Here is a 20,636-nt window from a genome sequence, read left to right as displayed (position 1 = left end):
GAGTGAAAGAAAATCCTAGTTAATTCTTCTAAATCTTTTGGTAAGGCGTTTCTTGTGAGACGCCTTTTCTTCTTCGCTCAGTTGCGTGCAGGGCAGAAGTTTATTGCACCACGAATCAATCGTTTCCGCACTGTAGAAATTCTTTTCCGATTTCATCCTTTTGATCAAATCCATTTCCAGGTTATACACTTCGTGGATTGACACCAGTGATTTGCCTTCAGGGACATATTTTAAATTCGTTTTTGTTCCAAAGACAATCATACTGAAAACGCGAAACTGGTATTTATTCTGTCTTAAAAAAGCGCATAATGCATTAATATGTCCATCATTCTGTTTAATCGGATTAGGGACAAAATCTTTTTGACCATTGCCTTTAAAACGCTGCCACTGAGCGTGGTCTTCATCACCATATATGGACCCAGACAAATTCTTGCTTTCAAAAACATAGACCCCTGTTTCATGCAAAAGCAAAACATCTATCTCAGAATATCCGCCATGTATCGGGACATAGACATTTCGTAGAAGTTTGTAATACCGACCATCGAATTGACAAGCCTCATATACAGCTCTACTGACTTTGTCTTCACCTATTTTTCCGGCAATCTCAGTAGCCGATGGCATTGACACAACAGCATCTTCATATGTTGCGGGATGAACGCTCAATTGTTCTTTTGTAAAGGCGGCTGTTTTTCTTTGCTTTATTTCGTTCGCTCGTTTTTGCAGTTCGATTTCTTTCGGGTCGGGCTTAAAAATGAGATAGCAAATCAAAACAATAAGAACAAGAATGATTCCGCCAACGACAAAAACGACATAATGTCCTCGAATAAAATCAACAATTGTTAAAATAAGTCCAGCAACAACAAGTAACAGAAAAATAGTTCCACAACCATACGCCAGCATTTCTGGTTTCTTTTGTGCCAACGATAGAGCTATAGACAATATTGCTCCTAGAGCGACTATTGGTATGAAAAAAGAGAAAAAACTACTAAAAAATCCATTCGCCATTTGCGAAACCATAGCATCATTCGCAAATGCATTTAATGCGAATAAGGACAGCAATAGCATGATTTTTTTGATTAACGGAGTCATAAAAATTTTACTAAAAACAATCAACGACTTTCTTGAATTACAATCTTTCCTGATTCGCTTTCTTTTACAACAATGCCTGAGGCTTCACCGTTTTGAATCGCTTTAACTCGATTTTTGCTGATATAGTTATACGAGCCTCGGATATTTTGAACGCCCCGAGTTGGAGTAAATTCAAATTCGCCATTTTGTTTTTTGAATTCGAAGCCGGTTCGGTTATACCACTGCAATGCAGGGAATAGTTCGGATGATTTCCATTCGCTCCATTTTCCACCAACAGTTTTCGTGCGGAAGGAATTTCCTTCTATCCAAATTGTTCCCTTAATTTCTATGCCATTTAACCGATCTGCTTGCGAATAAACTTTTTTTTGTAAAAAATCTAATCGGCATTGGTCTATCTCATATTCAGTATCTACACCATTGGACAATTCAACATAATAGCATCGCTTGTTCTTTACAACAATTTTGTCTCCATATACCTTATCAAGCGTTTTTGCCAATGTCACACCATGTTTGTCTTTGACTTGCAAAAGGAACGGGTGATATTGCAAGTCATAGGCGAATACTTTCGAAACCAGAAAAAATATAAGCAACACTTTCTTCATATCCATATTGAATATAACCTTTTCCTCAAAAAAATACTCAAGCCTATTGACAAATCCCACTCCTAAAATTATATTATAATGCACAAATGTGTAGTATAAAAGACTTCAGAAAGCACAACTCTGATAGCATTCGCAAGAATACACAATCATTCACTTGCTTTTGCAATCAAAATGAGGTATATTTATGTTCATGAGCACCATAGCTAAAAATTTCCGCATCGACTCCGAGCTGAGCAGCCAGGCCAACAAGCTCCTTGAGGGGCTTGGGCTTTCTATGTCTCAGGCAATTTCTATGTTCCTGCGGCAGGTGGTGCTACAGCAAGGCCTCCCTTTTGAAGTGAAATACCCGAAACGTTCCGGCGAACTCCTAGACACAATCGAAGAAGCAAAGCGACTAGAAGCAGACCCGAAGACCAAGCGCTATACGGATATGAACGAGATGTGGGCGGACCTTGACAAATGATTTACGAAGTAATCTGGACCAGCCGTTTTAAAAAAGATTTATTCGGGAAGTAATTTCTATCTTTGGCCTCCGGGATATTTGATATGACGGATGCAACACAGAAACCAGCTCTCTGGACACGCAACTTCGTGACGGTCGCCGCCGCGAACTTTCTGCTGTTCTTCAGCTTTTACCAGCTGTTGCCGATTCTGCCGCTCTACATTATCGAGAAGTTCCAGACCGACAACGCAACTGCTGGGTTCATCATCTCGCTCTACACCATCGGGGCACTCGCCTGCAGGCCCTTCGCGGGTTTCCTCGTGGATACGCTTTCCCGCAAGCCGCTGTACTTCTGGACGTTCTTCGCGTTTACCGCATGTTTCTTGGGCTACAAGACGGTGGCATTCCTGCCGATACTAGCCGCAGTGCGCTTTGCACACGGTCTCTTCTTCGGGATTTCGAGTACCGCAAGCAACACGGTGGCCATCGACGCGCTCCCCGCAAGCCGCCGCGGGGAAGGCATCGGTTATTTCGGGATTAGCGTGAATCTCGCGTTCGCGACCGGCCCGATGACAGGCATGTTCCTGTACGAGGCCTTCGGCGACACCATCGTGTTCATCATCTCGATTGCGCTGTGCATCATCGGGCTCGTTCTCGTGCAGACCCTGAACGTTCCCCGCAAGGAGAAAAAGCCGCACGCACCGCTTTCGCTCGACCGGTTCTTCCTCACGCGCGCCATCCCGCAGTTCGTGAATTTCATCTTCGTGGGGTTCGCCTACGGGCCCGTCACGAACTACATCGCGCTCTACGCGAAGGAACTGGGCATCGGAGGTTCCGGCTGGTTCTATGCGCTCATCGCGGCAGGGCTCATCTTGAACCGCGTAATGACCGGGCGCCTGATTGACCGCGGCTACCTGATTCACCTGGTAGGCACCGGCATGACGCTCAATATCGTCGCCTACTTTTTGCTCGCCTTCAGCCACTCGCCTGTCACCTTCTTCGCATCGGCATTCCTCATCGGTACAAGCCTCGGGCTAATTTTCCCCGGCTACCAGACGATGTGCGTGAACCTCGCCCGCCACGACCAGCGCGGTACCGCGAACAGCACGTACCTGAGCGGCTGGGACATCGGTATCGGGGCGGGCATTTTGGCGGGTGGCTCGATGGCGGGGCATTTCGGCATGCACCAGCAGGTATTTTTCACCTGCGCCGTGGCACTTGTAATCGCCGACATATTATATTTCACGTGGACCGCAAGGCATTACCTGAAGAACAAGCTCGAAGGATAATCCCGACGGAAAGCATCACGATATGAAACCCTGGAAACTGCTCAAAACGGAATACCTGGTAGACGCCCCCTGGCTCAAGGTCGCGAAGGAAACCTGCGAACTGCCGAACGGGAAGGTCATCGATGACTTCTACACGCTATGGCAACCCGACTGGGTGCTGATTCTCGCGCGCACCGCAGAAGGCAAGTGGGTCATGACGGAACAGTACCGCCACGGCACCGGAAAAATTGCGCTCGAATTCCCCGCAGGCATCATCGACAAGGGCGAAACGCCGGAACAGGCCGCGCTCCGCGAACTGCAGGAGGAATGCGGGTACTGTGTAGATCCTCGCCTGCTCCCCAAAGAGGATAACGAAGGCAAGGCAATCCGCTACCTCGGCAAGTTTCCGGTGAATCCGGACAGGCACCGCGGCGTATTTCACGTGGTATTCATTGACGGCGTCGTCAAGAGCGGCAGCACGCATTTCGACAGCACCGAGGACATCGAGTCTCTCGAACTCTCCGACGAGGATCTGCAAAAGAAAATGGCGGATGGCACATTCAACCATCCGCTACAAATTGCAGGGTACTTGAAGTTCAAGCTATCACAAAAGTAAAAGATCCTCGCCTACTCCCCAAAGAGGATAACTCTACTATGGCAACAAGTTGCCAAGTATCGTATAGCGAGGATGACGACGGGGCTCGCGAGGATGACAAAAGCAGGTATTAGCGCACTAGCACGCGCTGTGCGTCGCTACCCACGCGAACCAGGTACATTCCCGGCACAAACGTCCCCATGCTGAACGAGCCCGCACTTGCCGTAGCCTTCGCCACGACATGCCCGCGCATATCGAACACGGCGACAGGCGTACCGGAGCGCACGCCGGAAAGTTCAAGAGTCCTTCCGTTCGCCACGACACCGAAGCGTGCGGCCGCCTTCGCTACGACAGGAATAGCAGTCGGGTCCTTTACCCAGTGCGGGAAAAGGGCGACATCCGCATCGGCGGCATATTCGGCACCAAGGTCGTATTTCTTCTTGCCGCCATCCTTCGTGGACCAGCCGTCCTGCAGGTAGCCGTAGCGGGTAAACGAGGCTTCCTTGAGCTTGATCGTATCGCCGTAGGCCTTGACATCGGGCTCCACGATTTCCAGGGCAAATTCGCCAGCCATGTAGGTGACCGTAAACGTCTTGATTTCCCACTTTGCATACAACTTCACCTTTCCCGTGGAGCCTTCGGTAATCTGCGTCGCCGTATTCACAAAATCCGCATCGTAGTACCAGCCGTCAAAGTGGTAGCCCTTCTTGGTGGGCGGCTGCAACTTGATGGTCGGCGTTTCGACCGTATAAGAAACCGGGTTCGCCTCGTTGTTCGCGCCCTTGCCCATGATATAGACAATTTCATATTCAACGATGTCCCACTTGGCATATGCGACAACATTTTCTGCAATCGGCGTTTCGGAGTCGAATTCGGAACCTTCCGCAAATGTGGAATCGGTAAACCAGCCGACAAACTTGTAGCCATCCGCCTTCGGAGTCTCGGGCAGAGTCGTCGTTTCACCTTCCTGCACGTAATCGACAGTCACGCCGAATCCGCGCGTATCGTAGGTGACCGTGAATGTCGGAGCTTCCGTCCATACCGCATAAAGCGTCACGTTATCGGTTGCAGAGCCAAGCGTTTCGAGGGCAGCCTCGGCATCGGCTTCGAGAGCCCAGCCCGAGAAGTAGTACTTGACTTCTTCTTCGGAGGTGTAGGTCTGCGGGACATCGAAACCACTCACGTCTATGGCAGCGCCATCCGCGACAACCTTCGACTTTTCCGTAGATTCATCCGGGAAGGTCCCTCCGTTCGCATCGAACTTGACGGTAAACATTTTCTTCCACACGGCATAAACCGTTTTCGCCCTGTCGGCAGCGCCAAGGTCCTCGTCCGGAGTTTCAGCATCCTTGGCAAGAGCCCAGCCCGCAAATACGGTATCGCCGCGGGTCGGCGGGATAATTTCTGTGGCCGTAATCTTGTCGCCGACCTTCAAAAGCTTGCTTGTCTTGTCGCCATCGCGGAACACGCCGCCATTAGCATCGAACTTGACTTCGAACATGAGCGCACCGCTCTCGTTACGCGACACGCCGTTCACGACAATGTGGGTTTCGCCAACCGACCACACGCCATCCTTATCGCAGGCACCATCCTTAAGTTCGCCACCGTTCAACGCGCACGTAACCTTGCCGACATTCAGTTCTTCTTCACTCACCGTCGTGCCATCCACCTCGAGCGAATCCGTCTTGGCACCAATACCCTCCGAGACAACATCTCCATCGAAATAGGCAATCTCGACCTTAGCCGTTCCAATTTCAAAATTGCCCAGGATGCCTCCCCGCTTTCCGTCACCGTTATTTATGAGCGCGGCTCCATCGTACGCACTGTATTCGATACTTGTCGCCCCTCTGACAAACCCTACTATGCCTCCCACATATGTCGAATTCCCGCTAGCATACACAGAAACCGTACTCAAAGTATTTCTAATCGAGCCTCCTCGCGCTGTTCCTACAACACCACCAACGGCATTGCCTGCTCCACTTGTAAAGATCTTGCCCGAAACAAAGCATCCCTCGATGGAACCACCCGTCTGCCAGCCTACTATTCCTCCCACCGAAATCGGGTTTGCGACATCCAATATTTCGCCTGCATTGGTCGATGCCGTAATATACACGTTTTCCAGATTCAAATTTTTGACAACGCCACCTCCGCCTAGCACGGCAATAAACCCAGGATTTTGAGAGTTACAGTACGATTTCGAGGTATCGCAGTTCGGATTAGGGATTTCGCCTATTTTCGCCGCATCAATATAAAGATTGGATATCGTGAATCCGTCACCATCGAACACGCCGCCAAATTGCGTATCGCCCTTCCCTGCGGCAATCGGCATAAAGAGTTTTTCGGCCAGGTCAAGCGACTGGACCAATTTCGCGTTCAATGCAATAGTCCCCTTATTTTTGTTAACGGAATCAGCAAACCATGCAAGGTTCGCCTCGTTACCGATAAGGTAAAAAACCTTGCCGTCAATCTTCTGGATTTCCGGTTTTTCCATGGACTTGCCGTCCCATGCGGCAAACGACTGTCCCGCGCCCACCACCAAGGCGAGCGCAGCGACTAGGGCAAACTTCGTACGTATATTCTTCATATTGCCACCTTTTTTCGTGCTAAAATAAATAAAAAATTCGTTTTTTTTCATCGTCCATGCCGCCCCAAAAGGCGCTTTTTGCCGTATATCACAAGCAACCCGCGAAAAAGGCGCAAAATTAGACGCGCCTACATTCCAACTTGGACTATGAATTTTGACTTACGACAGGGTCGCGGATTCGACAGACAGCCTGCCGCGGCCATCCTTCTTCGACTTGTACAGGGCCTTGTCGGAAGCCTCGTAGACCTGCTTGAACGTCATATTTTCGTGCTCGGCAACGACCGCGCCCATCGAAAGCCCGGTCGGGTGTTCTGCCGCCGCCAACTTATTCGATATCCGGTCAAAAATCTGGCGAGCGCGCGAATGCATGAATTCCGTATCGTTCTCCTTCTTGAAGAAGAGCGCTGCGGCAAACTCGTCACCGCCCATACGGCAAGCCAGGTCGCTATCGCGCAAGGAACCGCGGACCGTATTTGCCACAAAGACAAGGTATTCGTCTCCCGCGCGGTGGCCATAGGTGTCGTTGTACTTCTTGAAATTATCGACATCTATCATCAGGAGCATCACCTTGGTCTCGCTGTCGAGCAACTTTTCTTCCACATCGCTCTGGAAGGCCGACCGGTTCAACAGCCCCGTCAGGGAATCCTTGCGATAGGTATCTTCCCACTGGCGCAACTGTCGAGCCGCCTTCACCTGTTCGTCACGGGCCATCATCGTCATGGCAGTCGTGCTGGAGCTATCGGCTATAATCACCTCGCAACGGTTCTCTCGCGAAGCGGAATCGTAAAACACCTTGTACGCACCGAACACGAACAGGACAGAACCGTTTCTACAGCGCAGGCGGTGTTCGAAATAGGCGACCTGTTCCTTCGCGGCAAGATCGGCAGTCGCACAAAGGTATTCCGTCAAATCTTCCGGCGGAATCAGGGATTCCAGGCTCAAATTCATCTGACGGATATCCTCGCGAGAATACCCAGTCATGCCCTCGAAGTTTTCGTCTACCGACACAATCTTGTTGCCAGCATCGACAATGCAACGGCAGAACTGCACGCGGTGAATGCAGGGGGCCCGCTTGTCCATCTTCTGCACGACATCCTTCATCGAAGCGAGCGCCTCTGCGGAAGGCACATGGACATTGGAAGCCGACGGCGCCTGCGAAGACTCGGCCGCTTTCTTTTCAGTCCCGGCATCCTCGGTTTCTTCCGAAAGCACCTGCAGGAACTCGGCAACAACTGTCGGATCGAACTGGGTTCCCGCACAGGAGCGCAGCTCGTTGAGCGCGTACTCCTTCGGCATCACGGCACGGTAGGGGCGCGGACTCGTCATAGCATCATAGGAATCGAGAACCGCGATAATCCTTGAAAGGAGCGGAATGCTTTCGCGGCTGATGCCGTCAGGATAGCCGGTTCCGTCCCAGCGTTCATGATGGTGCCGCACATAGTCGGCAATACCGACAAATTCCTTGGAACTCTTGGCAATCTGGTAGCCCTTTTCCACATGCGACTGCACCAAGCGATATTCCTCGCGAGTCAGCTTCGCGGGTTTCTGCAGGATTTCGACAGGGATGGCCACCTTGCCCACATCGTGCAAGGTGCAAAGCAGCTTCAAGTCACTCAGCTGCCTTTCGGTCAGGTCGAGACGAGGCGCCAGCGCATCGCAGAATTTTTGCATCTTCGCGACATGCTCTTCGAAACGGCTGTCGTTCTTGAGCAAAGCCTGCTTGAGCGTTTCCAGGATCTCGGAATGCTTGGAATCCGTATCCAGAAGCTTCTTTTGCCTCAGGACTTTGGACGCCGTCTCGATAGCCTGCAGGATTCCTGTCTGAAAATCCAGAACCTGTTCCGTCGCATAGAGGAATTGTCCCCCGAATGCGGCACTCACGGATTCCATGGCCTTGGCGACCGTCTCCTTCGAACGGTTATAGGCAAGGACAACAAGGTTCGCCCCCTCGCCACGGACAAAGTAAGAATTTTCGACAAATTCTTTTCGCAGGAGATGGGCGAAAGCCTTGAGCATCTGGTCACCACGGGTGCGGCCACCGACACTGTTGACCACCGAAAGGTTATTGATGTCGGAAACGATGACAGTCAGAGGCAGGGCAAACGTCTCTGAATTTTCCAAGACAAAGTTTTTGAATCCATCCCATTCCTGATAGCCCGTCACGGGATCCGTTTCGAGGCCGATATCCGCAAACACATACAGGTAGCCGACAAGTGCGCCGTGTTCGTTCTTGAGCCTGCGGAAATCGCAACGCAGCGGAATCCGTCCCGAAGACTGACGCACAAAGCACTGCAGCGACGCCGTATCGATATCCTTTTCGCCCACAATCACTATGTTGCAGATCTTTTCGAACTCCTTGCGCAACGGCTTCTTCGAGAAGTCAATCATCGAAAATAGCCGGACGGCCTTGGAATTGCACATCACCATCTCGCCGCGGAAATCGAACAGGACAATGGATTGCGATACATTCTCGAACACGCTATCCTTGAAGTAGTCAATCTTGATATAGTCCGAGAACTTATACGCGAACACATACATGATAACCGGAAGGATGGAATAAAGGCCTATGGAATAATTCAAGAAGTTCTTGTTGTCCTGGACAAAGACCGATACAATATTAAACACGAGGACAAAAGCCAGCGCAATCATCGTGTACAGGAACTGCCTCCCGAATTCTTTCGGGACCATGGCAAGCCCATGTCCAAGGAGAAGCAGGACACCGACGATAAGCAGGTAGGCGATCGCCATGTGCATGTAGTACAGCGGATATTGCGCCGCATAGATAAACTTGGAAAAAAGGGATTCCGGAGTGCGGAGCGCAAACTCCAAGACAATATTCTTGAAGGGATTTATCAACAGAACGATGATGTCTACCGCAACCAGCGCAACAAGGATTCTGGAAATAATCTTTATAATACGGAAAGATTCAAGCCTCACATAGCGGTACGAGAACACCCATGCGCAGAACAAACCAATGGCAACGGCAATCAGATGCACGGTCGTCATCCAGGCGAAGACCGAAACCGAATCCGTAAAGACTGTCACAAAGTAGGTGACAACACAAACGGTGGCAAAAACTCCGCTAGCCCCCAGCCACCTCGCCGTGGCATCGCGACGCAACAGCCTGTTGGTCGTCCAGATGTTCATACACAAGAGAACCAAGGATACAGCCACAAAGATGTTCAATACCATCGTATTCATTTCCATTCCAACTTACAAAAAACAGCCGAATAGACTACTATTTTAATATACATAGAAAAAACGCCCCGGAACAAAAAATGGAGCGTCAAATCATCTTTTTTCGGGGGAAACAGGCCGACCGGCCCCACCCGTCCACTATTCCCCTAGCGAAACAACTGCCTTGCAGGCATCCGCAAACCGGACGGCGAAGCCCTCCAGCGGGCCCAAATCCGCCCCATTTTTGAAATGCGGGATATTTTTGGCCAGTTCCGACCTCGAAATTTCGAGCCAGGAATCGTCCTCGGTCAAGCAGAAAAAGGCATTTTCGATGAAAGCTTCGTAATTGAAATCCTCGAAGGTCGTTTCGACACCCAGGTTGCCGAAACCATCCGGCAAGTCCTTCCCTTCGTCAAGGGCTGCCTTCGCAGCATCCAGCGCATCCTTGTTTTCATCGTCGACCTCGACCATGGCATCGGTCCCGATGCTGATGACCCCGTCTTTCGCGATTATCGATTCACCGACCACGCCGGAACCAAAAACGGCCTCATACGAACTGGAACTTTCCTCGGCAACCGAGGAAGAGGATTCTTCGTCATCCTCCTCTTCTTCGGACGAACTGGATTCTACGGGTTCGGAATCCGAGCTCACATCCCCGGATGAGGAGCTCACGTTTTCAGATGCGGAACTTGCCGCAGCCGAGGAGCTGAAATCTTTGGATCCTGAAGATTTCGCCTCCGTTGCAGTCGAAGAACTAGATACTTTCCTGGTGAGCGTCGTATCGATAACATTCCCCATCTCGTCGACAAGCCCGGCATCCTTGAGCGACTCGAACTCCTTTTCGGAATAGGAGTCCCCGTTCGCCGTAATGACCTGCGGAGGCAGGTCAGACGTGCAAGAGACAAAGAACAGAACTGCAGCGGCAGTGGCCGCAGCCGACAGCGAATTTTTCAACAGAGCTTTCATATCCAGCCTCCGGTTCTAAGGCTAAACATATATTTTTTTGCGTCCGTGGACTACAGGCTGTCAATGACTTCGTTAAATTCTGTGACAGGGCGCATCCACTTCTTGAGAAGTTCGGCCTTGGGCAGGTAGTAACCACCGATGTCGGCGGGTTTGCCCTGTTCGGCGGCAAACGCGGCGACAATCTTCTGCTCGTTTTCAGCGAGGGCCTTCGCAACCGGGGCGAACTTCTTGGCAAGTTCCGCGTCGTCCTTCTGGGCGGCGAGAGCCTGCGACCAGTAGAGGGCCAGGTAGAAGTGTGAGCCGCGGTTGTCGAGTTCGCCAATCTTGCGGGCCGGCGTGCGGTTGAATTCAAGGATCTTGCCGTTCGCTTCGTCGAGCGTGTCGGCGAGAACTTTCGCCTTCTTGTTGCCGTCCTTCAGCGCGACCTGCTCGAAGGCGGGCACCAGTGCGAAGTATTCGCCGAGGGAATCCCAGCGGAGGTAGTTTTCGGCGAGGAACTGCTGCACCTGCTTGGGGGCAGATCCACCTGCACCCGTTTCGTAGAGGCCGCCGCCCGCCATCAAGGGCACGATGCTGAGCATCTTTGCAGACGTTCCGACTTCAAGAATCGGGAAGAGGTCGGTGAGGTAGTCGCGCATCACGTTGCCAGTGACGCCGATGGTATCGAGGCCGGCCTTCGCGCGCTTCATGGTTTCCACAATCGCCTTGCGCGGGCTCATAATCTTGATGTCGAGGCCGTTCAAATCGTGTTCCGGCAAGTAGGCTTCCACCTTCTTCTGGATTTCGCGGTCGTGAGCGCGTTCCGGGTCAAGCCAGAAAATCGCAGGCGTGTTGCTGAGGCGAGCGCGCGTCACAGCGAGCTTCACCCAGTCGCGCACCGGAGCGTCCTTGGCTTGGCACATGCGGAAAATGTCACCCGCTTCTACATTCTGCTGCAAAAGCACTTCGCCCTTGCTATTCACGGCGCGAATGACGCCCTTGCCCTTTGCGACAAAGGTCTTGTCGTGGCTACCGTATTCTTCGGCGCCCTGAGCCATGAGGCCCACGTTCGGCACGGTACCCATCGTCTTCGGGTCGAATGCGCCGTTCTGCTTGCAGAATTCAATCGTCTCGTCGTAAATGCCGGCGTAGCAGCGGTCCGGAATGCAAGCGATCGTCTCTTGCAACTTGCCTTCCTTGTTCCACATGCAGCCGGAATTGCGGATCATCGCAGGCATCGAGGCGTCGATAATCACGTCGCTCGGCACATGCAAATTCGTAACGCCCTTCGCGGAATCGACCATGGCGAGATCCGGACCCGCAGCAAGAGCGGCGTCAATGGCGGCTTTGACTTCTGCTTCCTTCGCGTTGCCTTCGAGGCGCTTGTACAAATCACCCAGACCGTTGTTGGCATCGATGCCGAGTTCCTTGAACAGGTCGGCGTACTTCGTAAACACGTCCTTGAAGAACACGCGCACGAATGCACCGAACAGCACCGGGTCAGAGACCTTCATCATGGTCGCCTTCAGGTGCACCGAGAACAGCAGGCCCTTCGCCTTCGCTTCGGCCATGGCATTGGCGATGAACTTTTCGAGCGACGCCATGCGCATTACGGTAGCGTCGATGATTTCGCCCTTCAAAAGCGGCTTTGCGGCGCGGAGTTCCGTGACTTCGCCTGCTTCGTTAACAAATTCAATCTTGAACGTGTCGGCATCGGCCATGGTGATGGACTTTTCGTTGCCATAAAAGTCGTCGGCCTGCATGCTTGCCACATGCGTCTTTACAGAAGTGTTCCAGTTGCCGTTGCTGTGCGGGTTGTTACGGGCGAAGTTCTTCACCGCCTTGGGGGCGCGGCGGTCGGAGTTGCCCTGGCGGAGCACCGGGTTCACAGCAGAACCCTTCACCTTGTCGTACTTCGCGCGGATTGCCTTTTCTTCGTCGTTCGCCGGAGCGTCCGGATAGTCGGGCACGTCAAAGCCGTTCTTCTGGAGTTCGGCGATGGCGGCCTTGAGCTGCGGCACAGACGCCGAAATGTTCGGGAGCTTGATGATGTTTGCATCCGGTTCAAGCGTAAGCTTACCCAAAAAGTCTAGGTCGTCGCTCGCCTTGCCAAAAGCGGCCAGAATGCGGCCCGGCAGCGAGATGTTCTTGGTTTCCACATCGATATCGGCGGCCTTTGCAAAACCGCGAACGATGGGGAGCAGGGATTGAGTCGCCAGGAACGGCGACTCGTCAGTAAGCGTGTAATAAATCTTCGTATTCATACGAATACAAAGATAGAAAAAATTACATCACGCCAAACCGGTCGAAAAGCGGGAGCAAGCCCGTCCCTTACTTGATGCGGTGTCCGGTCAAGTCAAAGCGCATGCCGTTCCTTTCCACAAACAGCTGGCCACCCTGCTTGCGGAGGCGCGGGGCCGAAGTCTTGGTAACGGATGCGGGCATGATTTCACGGATTCCCGTAGGCGCCTCGCAGGCCTCGCCTTCGCAGAACTTGAGCCAGTCCACGTTCACGTAGCTACCCGCAATAGCGAGTTTCAGGATGTGTTCGCCCGCCGTAAGGTTCGCGACACCGATATCGACTTCCTTGTACACATTCCATGTGGTATCGACCTTCTCGAAAGTCACCGTATCGCCAATCGCCTCGCCATCGACAAACAGCTGGATTTTCGAGGTCTCGGACGCGGTCGCCACGTTCGCACGGATGGCGTACTTGCCGCTCGTAGCGACCTTCACGCTGTATTCTAGCCACTCGCCCGCTTCAGTGTACCCGACGGCATAGCCCTTGCAGGCCTCGCCGCCACAGGTTGCGCCATCGAGGGTAACGACATCCACGGCGTCTTCGCGGTAGGTTTCGCCCTTGTTGGCTGCATCCTTGTCATAGAAACTGAAGCGGTTGCCGCCCTTGTCGTAATTCTCCGCCTCGATTATACCCGGAATCGCCGCAGGTTCGCCGTTATACGCTTCGCGCACGAGCGGAGTCGTCTCGACCGTATCGGCCCAAGCCATCTTCATACGGTCCACGCCCGACTGGTTCACGATTTCGAGCTTGATGTTCGCGCCTTCGCCGGTGCGCTTGGTCATGCTGTACCAGTCGCCGTCGCGAAGCCCCGGCCAGTAGAAGCTACCCATCTCCCATTCGCGCAACTGGTCCGACATGCCGCGAATGTAGGCCATAAAATAGTTTGTCGGAGTTGAATTATAGTCCATGTAGTCGTAGTGCACGCCGTTCTTTTCGCCGGGGCTCATCGCGCCGCCCCATTCCGTACACACGGTGCGGTCGGCATACTTGCCCACCTTGCCCTTGAAGCTGTTCTTCCAGCCCTGCTCAGTGGTGATGCTCATGTTCCAAAAGGTGTATTCGTGCACCGCGAAAAGGCAGCCCTCGAAACGCGGGTCGTCGGCAATGTCAGGCACGTTCCATGCAAGGCCCGAGCCGTCGAGCAAAATGTGGTCGCGGGGTACATTCGGAAATTTCTCGAGCCACTGTGCGTACAGGTTGCGCAGTTCGTCCTTGCTGTACATGTGCGGCTCGTTGAAGATTTCAAAGTAGGCGTTCGGGTGGTCGCCGTACTTTTCGACGATTTTTGCCCACATGCTCCACCAGTCATTCATGTTCTTGGGGCCAGAAGGCTGCGCGGGGCCCCAGTAGCCCATCACGATGCGGCCCTTAGAAAGGCCCATGTCGATAACACCCGTGTAGGTATCCCAGAACTTGAGAACCGTGGGTTCGTTCACCGGAATTCGCACGCTGTTCGTGCCGAACAGTTCCTGGAACTGCCCGATGACGCGGTCCGCCACTACGGATGCCGACTGGTAATTGTCCGAAAGGCTCATGCCCGAAAGCACCAGCACGTCAGACACGAAATTGTCGCGTTTGTCCGCCCAGTTTACACCGCGGAACTGGCTCGTGACGGCGAAGGAACTCACTGCCGAAAGTGCGGTTGCAGCAAGAACAGAACAGGCTACACGCCTGAAACCATAACCAAACATCTTCATACTCCTTGTTGTATCCCACCAACAACACCTATAAAATATCTTTTGATGAACCGAAAAGGCGTATACGCACGACAGTTAGCATGGATAGAATGTCAACAGGTGGGAAATTTTATATCTTTTTGCCCATCAACGAGTTACGGCACGCGACTTGCGTACAAGCCATTCAACATTAGGGAGTTTCAGATGGAGACTTTAAACGCTATTCTCGACACCATCGACGGTTACGTGTGGGGAATCCCGCTCATCGTCGTAATCCTGTTCGTGGGAATTTTGCTCACGAGCCGCCTCGGCGTGCTGCAGGTGACCAATCTCGCCAACGCGCTTCGCTACATGACGCACAGTGAAAAGGAAGGCGAAGGCGAGGTCTCTAGTTTTGCGGCTCTCTGCACCGCACTTGCCGCAACGGTCGGCACGGGTAACATCGTGGGTGTCGCGACCGCCATCGGCACTGGCGGCCCGGGCGCTCTCTTCTGGATGGAAGTCGCCGCGTTCTTCGGCATGGCGACCAAGTACTCCGAAGGCCTGCTCGCGGTCAAGTACCGCAAGGTCGACAGCGACGGCAAGGTCCTGGGCGGCCCCTTCTACTACATCGAGACCGGCATCAAGGAACGCTTCGGGCTCAATTTCAAGTGGCTCGCCGTGCTGTTCGCGGTGTTCGGCGTGCTTGCAGGCCTGCTCGGTATCGGCACCATCACGCAGGTGAACGGCATTACCTCGGCGGTCGCGACAGTCATCCCCACCAGCGAATTCATCAACCTCGCCGGCAACTCGGTCTCTTACTCCACGGCCATCGCGGGCCTGCTCTGCGCGGGCTTCACCGCCTGCGTCATCATCGGCGGCTTAAAACGCATCGCGAAGGTTTCCCTCTACATCGTGCCGTTCATGGCCATCTTCTACATTCTCTTCTGCCTGCTCATCCTGGGATTCAACTTCTCGAAGCTTTCGGGCGCCATCGAGACAATCATCCAGGCGGCATTCAACCCGAGTGCGGTCACCGGCGGCGTGGTAGGCACCATCTTCATCGCGATGCAGAAGGGTATCGCCCGCGGTATCTTCAGCAACGAAGCGGGCCTCGGTTCGGCACCTATCGCCGCGGCCGCCGCCAAAACAAAAGAACCCGTGCGTCAGGGTCTTGTGTGCATGACGGGTACGTTCATCGACACGATCGTCATCTGCTCCATGACGGGCCTTGCCATCGTAGTCACCGGCGCTTGGACTCCGGAACTCGGCCTGCAGGGCGTGAACATCACCATGGAAGCGTTCACCCGTGGGCTTACGAACTTCCCGGGCGGCTCGACCATCGCCCCGTACATCCTTACCGTGGCGCTCGTGTTCTTCGCGTTTACCACCATCCTCGGGTGGGCTTACTACTCCGAGCGCTGCCTGGAATACCTCATCGGGCGCGGCAAAAAGAACGCCATCCTCGCCTACCGCTGGGTTTACGTGGCCGCGGTGTTCATCGGCCCCTACCTCACGGTGAGCGCCGTGTGGACGAGCGCCGACATCTTCAACGGGCTCATGGCCTTCCCGAACCTCGTGGCACTGATTCTACTAAGTGGAATCGTCGCCCGCGAGACGAAGAAGTTCTTCGTGAAGCTGGAAAACGAGAAGTAATAATTACCAGCCCATCATCTCGGCGATTTCGGCGCCGATGAGGCCATCTTGCATGGTCATGGAGAGGATGCGCTGTTCCAATTCACTTGGCGGGTCCATGGGGCCCGCGTTTTTATTTGCGGCGGCTTCGCGCACGAGCTGTTCCCCGAGGGCGGCATGCAGCGCGAGCGACGCATCGATGTACTTGAGGTGCGTCGGTTCTTCCAGAATAAAGTTCAGCGGTTTCTTTTCGGCGAGCACGCGACTAGCCGGAACGCCCGGCCCGTATTCGTCCTCAACGCCCATGTTGGCAAGCACGGCACCCGAGGCGAGCAAAGCTTCCACGACCTGCGGGCGGTCAAGCGCGCCCTTCACGCCGGTCGCTGTCACCACGAAGTCGGCACCGCGCACGAGCGACGCCACCGCATCGAGATCGTTGCAGTCCGTGACCGGAACGCAGTTTGCATCCAGGAACGGGTTTGCACCTCGCGAGCAGTCCGTCACCACATGCACGTTTGCACCGGAGCGCAGCAGTTGCAGCACTATGCCCTGCCCCACCTTTCCGCTCCCGAACACGACAAACTTCTTGCCGTCGTAAAAATCGTACCCGAGTTGCGCAAGCGCCCGCACGTAGCCCTCGCCCGTCCCGAGGCAGGTCTCGATGCGTTTCACTATCCCGCTGTCGGCCACATACACCTGGTGTTCGCTCTTCTCATAAAACTGCACGCCGCTGCGCGTGAGTTCCACAAACCCGAACCGCGGATGGCATGCCGCAAACTGGCCCGCGCAATCCAGCACCAGGTCGAACGCGCAATCACCCGACTCCGCGCAACGGACCTCCATCTCGAGGGCCTCTTGCAACCCGATTACGGGAATTCCATTTTCGCGCAAGGTTTCCACGATACCCGGGTCGCAAGGCATACCGCCGGCCACACCCACGACAAGATCCGCCCCGCCCGCGATAAGCGCACGGTACTGTAGCAGCGTATTCCTAAAAACCGGTGTCGCCACCAGCACGCGCAGACCGTCAAAAGGGCGCGCGACCTCCCATTCGCGCGCCAGGGCCAAAAGGGCCGGGTATTCGCGTTCCTCGTAGGCGTCGTTCACAATCTCGTCGAAAATCATGTGTATAATGATAGAAAACGCGAGGCGAACCACCCCGCACCCCCTGTAAAATTTTAACAACACCCTCAAAAAACGCTTTTCCCGGCCTAAATTCGCCATTTTCGCGTTGCTAACCTATACAACGGAAACACCCCGCCCCATATGCAATCAACCCGGCAAAAAGATAATTTAATGGTATAAAACATGATTATGGAGTATATTTTATGAAAAAGGTTCTCTTTGCCGCATCTGCGGTTGGGTTGTTCGCGGTGGGTTCCGCGTTCGCACAGGACGTCGAAATCGCAACCTGGTCGGGTTTCCGCAAGGGCGCCGCTTCGTTTACTTTCGATGATGGCGCTCCGAGCCACGTGACCGACGCTGGTCCGATGTTCAAGAAGTATGGCTACAAGGCTACCTTCAACGTGGTGGTGAACTGGAACCCCAACTGGAGCGGATTCCAGGGCCTGGCCGACGAAGGGCACGAAATTGCAAGCCACAGCAATAGCCACGGCAATAACATGAGCGGCGAAGAAGCCTCTTCGAAAAAGTCCATCGAAGGCAAAATCAACCAAAAGTACGGCGTCATCACGGTCGCCTACCCGAACTGCAACGTGCCTAACGAAAGCGCCGTTCTCCAGAACTACATCGTTGGCCGTATCTGCAACGGCAGCTGGAAGGGCATGGCCGATGAAATGGGCAAGGACGGTCCCTCCAACTGGGCTCAGGTTCCCGCCACCATGACCGGTGCCGAAGGCCAGCTCAAGAGCACGAACGACTTTACCGGCAGAATGCAGAAAGTTATCCAGAGCAACGGCTGGGCGGCATTCCTCACCCACGGTTTCCAGGGCAAGCAAAATGGCAACGCCAACTACTCGCCGACGGATATCAACGCCATCGATGGAGCCCTCAAGTGGGCCCAGCAGAACGATAAGGACATCTGGGTAGCCCCGATGGGCCATGTCGCCATGTATCTCAAGGAACGCAAGGCATCGAAGGCCGAAGCTAGCAGCAGCGGTGGCAACATCACCGTCAAGCTCACCCACAGCATCGCCGACAACATTTCCAAGTACGACTACCCTCTTAGCCTGAAGGTCAAGTACGACGGCTCCAAGGCCGAGGTGACGCAGGCGGGCGCCAAGCTCGAATCCAAGATTGACGGCGGCTATGTCTACTTCGACGCCGTGCCGAACGCAGGCGAAATCGTCATCTCCGGAGGCACAACTCCCCCGCCGTCTTCTTCTAGCGTCGAACCGCCGGCATCTTCCAGCAGCGCCACCAATCCGGAATCCTCCTCGTCTTCGGGCCATCACTGGGGACCGTGGACGCAGAGTTCTTCCTCTACCACAGCAATCGCTGCCGATCCGGCTAGCCTCGCCGCAGTCGCCGTCTACAGGACCGCCGATAACTACATCGAAGTTTCTGGCGCTCAGGGCCTGGAAATCTCCGTATTCAACAGCCTCGGCCACAAGGTCCGCGAAACGCGTGGTCTCGGCTATGTCCAGAAAGTGTTTACCGGCGCGAAGGGCGTGTACATCGTGAAGGTCGGAAACAGGACTTTCAAGACAAGACTCTAATACTTAGATTCTCTGCGAGTTTGCGGCATCCTCACGGATGCCGTTTTTTTATTCCCAGAAAAGGCTTGCGCATGTAAAGAAAAAATTTTTCGCTCATTTTGGAACATTTTCCCGTTTCGACCGTTCTTGTATATAGATAGGGGATTTTCTCTCTATCCGCCATCACGGGGGCGTTCCCGCATTTAACGGAATAAAATGACAAGAGAGGAATTCGCAATCTTTCTCAAGAAACTCAAGGCCGCAAACGACAACGGACAGGATGTCGATACAATCGTCAAGGAATACGAACACCGCAACGTCTATTTCTACAACGACGGATGCATCAAGAAGATTCTCGCCAGCGAGAAGAACCTGACGCTCACTACCGACCTCATCAACGCGGCGCTGAATCTCGTGGGCTCGGACCGCATCGAAAATCCGCAACTCGTGAACCCGTATGTCCCTGGCGAACTTGGGTACCGCGGCATCGAGCCCGATCTGCTTTTGACCAACGACCGCGGTAACGGCGTGCCCCGCGACCGCATTTCCATCGACGTCCAGCACGAGAACAACGATTCGCTGTACAGCGACCGCCTAGTTCTCTACGTGGCGCGCCTTACAGGCAGCATGGAGAAACCGGGCGACTTTACCCCTCTAGAGAACCTGCACGTAGTAAGTTTTCAGTTCTTTGACGCTTTCAAGGGTTCGCCGAACTACCTCCACACGGTACAGTTGCGCAATCAGGAACAGCGCGTGTATTTCGAACGGCAAACCGTGACACTCATCGAGGTGAACAAGTTCCTGAAGCACACAGAACAGTTCGCTGGTGACCCCGTGTTCAGGGTATTGCAAAACGAGGTAAAATTGTGTAATTTTAGTGCAAGGTATATGCTCAGCAACATCATGAAAGACATCGACAAGTCGTACTGGGAATACGGTGCGGCCCGGAAAGCGAAGAAGGAAGTCGCAAAGAACTTCCTTCTGGACGGACTTCCTATCGAAATGGTGGCCCGCAATACGGGTCTTCCCCAGTCTACCGTCCTTGAACTCAAGAAGGAAATCGACTCGCCGGACGCATAACTCGCGGACTGTCAAGAAGTCGCAGGACTACAAGTTGCCTCACATCTACGTGCTCTCGCTTTTGACCGAGAACCAGTTCCCGAAAGAGTCGAACACCTACCTGCACCATGTGCAAATTGTGCGCAACCGGTGCATTTTCTACAATAAGCTGGATATCTATCTGGTCGAAATCGAGAAGTTCTTTGCCATTGACAAGCGCACCCCGCCGGGCAAGTGCGAAACGACCGACAGGGCCGAGATGTTGCGATTGTTCCGCGACGTGCTCGAGGAAAACGAGATCCCAGAGGAAAAGCTGAAGAACCTGCTTGACAAGGACTTTATGAAAGATGTATCTTTAGTAGGGTACACCGACGAAACACTCTTGAACGAGGTTGACGGGATGACGAACATTATCTACGAGAAACAGGGTTCCTACTTGCAGGGCGGCGAAGACAAGGCAAACGAAATAGCCCTCGCGATGCTTGCCGAAGGCGATTCCGTTGACAAAATTGTCCGTGTTACCAAGCTCCCGAAGCAGGAAGTGGTCAAGCTGAAACAGCAAGCCGCGAAAGAACTGGCCACAGCGTAGCTCTATTGTCATCCCCGACCCTGCCTCGTCATCCCCG

General features: G+C 53.6%; 15 protein-coding genes. 7 read left to right on the top strand and 8 right to left on the bottom strand.

Annotated features, from left to right (window positions below):
• Positions 1-15: 15 nt before the first annotated feature.
• Both B4B27_RS07115 and B4B27_RS07110 read right to left on the bottom strand, forming a co-directional pair.
• The gene (locus B4B27_RS07115) at positions 16-1,089 is read right to left on the bottom strand and encodes a nuclease-related domain-containing protein (protein WP_290725079.1); all 1,074 of its coding nucleotides are present in this window, start codon (positions 1,087-1,089) and stop codon (positions 16-18) included.
• Between the two features lie 20 nt (positions 1,090-1,109).
• A complete protein-coding gene (locus B4B27_RS07110; protein ID WP_290725077.1) occupies positions 1,110-1,691 on the bottom strand; it encodes a hypothetical protein in 582 nt (193 codons plus the stop codon).
• Between the two features lie 190 nt (positions 1,692-1,881).
• Here B4B27_RS07110 and B4B27_RS07105 point away from each other — a divergent pair, with 190 nt between their 5' ends.
• From B4B27_RS07105 to B4B27_RS07095, 3 genes are all read left to right on the top strand, one after another.
• Positions 1,882-2,154 carry a type II toxin-antitoxin system RelB/DinJ family antitoxin gene (locus B4B27_RS07105; protein ID WP_290725075.1) on the top strand — a complete coding sequence of 91 codons (273 nt, stop codon included), beginning with the start codon at positions 1,882-1,884 and terminating at the stop codon, positions 2,152-2,154.
• An 83-nt stretch (positions 2,155-2,237) separates the two neighbouring features.
• Positions 2,238-3,422 carry an MFS transporter gene (locus tag B4B27_RS07100; RefSeq protein ID WP_290725073.1) on the top strand — a complete coding sequence of 395 codons (1,185 nt, stop codon included), beginning with the start codon at positions 2,238-2,240 and terminating at the stop codon, positions 3,420-3,422.
• A 22-nt stretch (positions 3,423-3,444) separates the two neighbouring features.
• Entirely contained in the window at positions 3,445-4,017 is a 573-nt protein-coding gene (locus B4B27_RS07095; protein WP_290725071.1) for an NUDIX hydrolase, read from the top strand.
• A gap of 109 nt (positions 4,018-4,126) precedes the next feature.
• Here the strand turns inward: B4B27_RS07095 and B4B27_RS07090 are convergent, their stop codons facing one another.
• The 5 genes from B4B27_RS07090 to B4B27_RS07070 form a co-directional block, all read right to left on the bottom strand.
• Positions 4,127-6,580: an InlB B-repeat-containing protein gene (locus B4B27_RS07090; RefSeq protein WP_290725069.1), complete on the bottom strand. Its 2,454-nt coding sequence runs from the start codon at positions 6,578-6,580 to the stop codon at positions 4,127-4,129.
• 159 nt (positions 6,581-6,739) lie between these two features.
• The gene (locus B4B27_RS07085; RefSeq protein WP_290725067.1) at positions 6,740-9,781 is read right to left on the bottom strand and encodes a diguanylate cyclase domain-containing protein; all 3,042 of its coding nucleotides are present in this window, start codon (positions 9,779-9,781) and stop codon (positions 6,740-6,742) included.
• Between the two features lie 135 nt (positions 9,782-9,916).
• Complete coding sequence (locus B4B27_RS07080; protein WP_290725065.1) at positions 9,917-10,723, bottom strand: hypothetical protein; 807 nt, start codon at positions 10,721-10,723, stop codon at positions 9,917-9,919.
• 50 nt (positions 10,724-10,773) lie between these two features.
• A complete protein-coding gene (locus B4B27_RS07075; RefSeq protein WP_290725064.1) occupies positions 10,774-12,966 on the bottom strand; it encodes an NADP-dependent isocitrate dehydrogenase in 2,193 nt (730 codons plus the stop codon).
• 67 nt (positions 12,967-13,033) lie between these two features.
• Positions 13,034-14,701: a cellulase family glycosylhydrolase gene (locus B4B27_RS07070; RefSeq protein ID WP_290725062.1), complete on the bottom strand. Its 1,668-nt coding sequence runs from the start codon at positions 14,699-14,701 to the stop codon at positions 13,034-13,036.
• A 183-nt stretch (positions 14,702-14,884) separates the two neighbouring features.
• On the opposite strand from B4B27_RS07070, the gene B4B27_RS07065 reads away from it, so the two are divergent.
• Positions 14,885-16,315, top strand: a complete 1,431-nt coding sequence (locus B4B27_RS07065; protein ID WP_290725061.1) for an alanine/glycine:cation symporter family protein — start codon at positions 14,885-14,887, stop codon at positions 16,313-16,315.
• Between the two features lie 3 nt (positions 16,316-16,318).
• Here B4B27_RS07065 and B4B27_RS07060 read toward each other — a convergent pair whose 3' ends face one another.
• Complete coding sequence (locus B4B27_RS07060) at positions 16,319-17,419, bottom strand: NAD(P)-dependent oxidoreductase (protein WP_290725059.1); 1,101 nt, start codon at positions 17,417-17,419, stop codon at positions 16,319-16,321.
• 203 nt (positions 17,420-17,622) lie between these two features.
• On the opposite strand from B4B27_RS07060, the gene B4B27_RS07055 reads away from it, so the two are divergent.
• The 3 genes from B4B27_RS07055 (at position 17,623) to B4B27_RS07045 (ending at position 20,599) form a co-directional block, all read left to right on the top strand.
• Positions 17,623-18,972: a polysaccharide deacetylase family protein gene (locus B4B27_RS07055; RefSeq protein WP_290725057.1), complete on the top strand. Its 1,350-nt coding sequence runs from the start codon at positions 17,623-17,625 to the stop codon at positions 18,970-18,972.
• Between the two features lie 195 nt (positions 18,973-19,167).
• Positions 19,168-20,031 (top strand): PD-(D/E)XK nuclease family transposase, encoded by an 864-nt coding sequence (locus B4B27_RS07050; RefSeq protein ID WP_173381237.1) that lies wholly within the window; start codon positions 19,168-19,170, stop codon positions 20,029-20,031.
• A 34-nt stretch (positions 20,032-20,065) separates the two neighbouring features.
• Positions 20,066-20,599: a hypothetical protein gene (locus B4B27_RS07045; RefSeq protein ID WP_290725055.1), complete on the top strand. Its 534-nt coding sequence runs from the start codon at positions 20,066-20,068 to the stop codon at positions 20,597-20,599.
• Positions 20,600-20,636 lie beyond the last annotated feature (37 nt).

Source organism: Fibrobacter sp. UBA2449, from assembly GCF_002342555.1.
In the GTDB taxonomy this organism is placed as follows: domain Bacteria; phylum Fibrobacterota; class Fibrobacteria; order Fibrobacterales; family Fibrobacteraceae; genus Fibrobacter.
The sequence above is the reverse complement of the archived record's forward strand: the minus strand, read 5'-3'. Positions and strand labels throughout refer to the sequence as shown.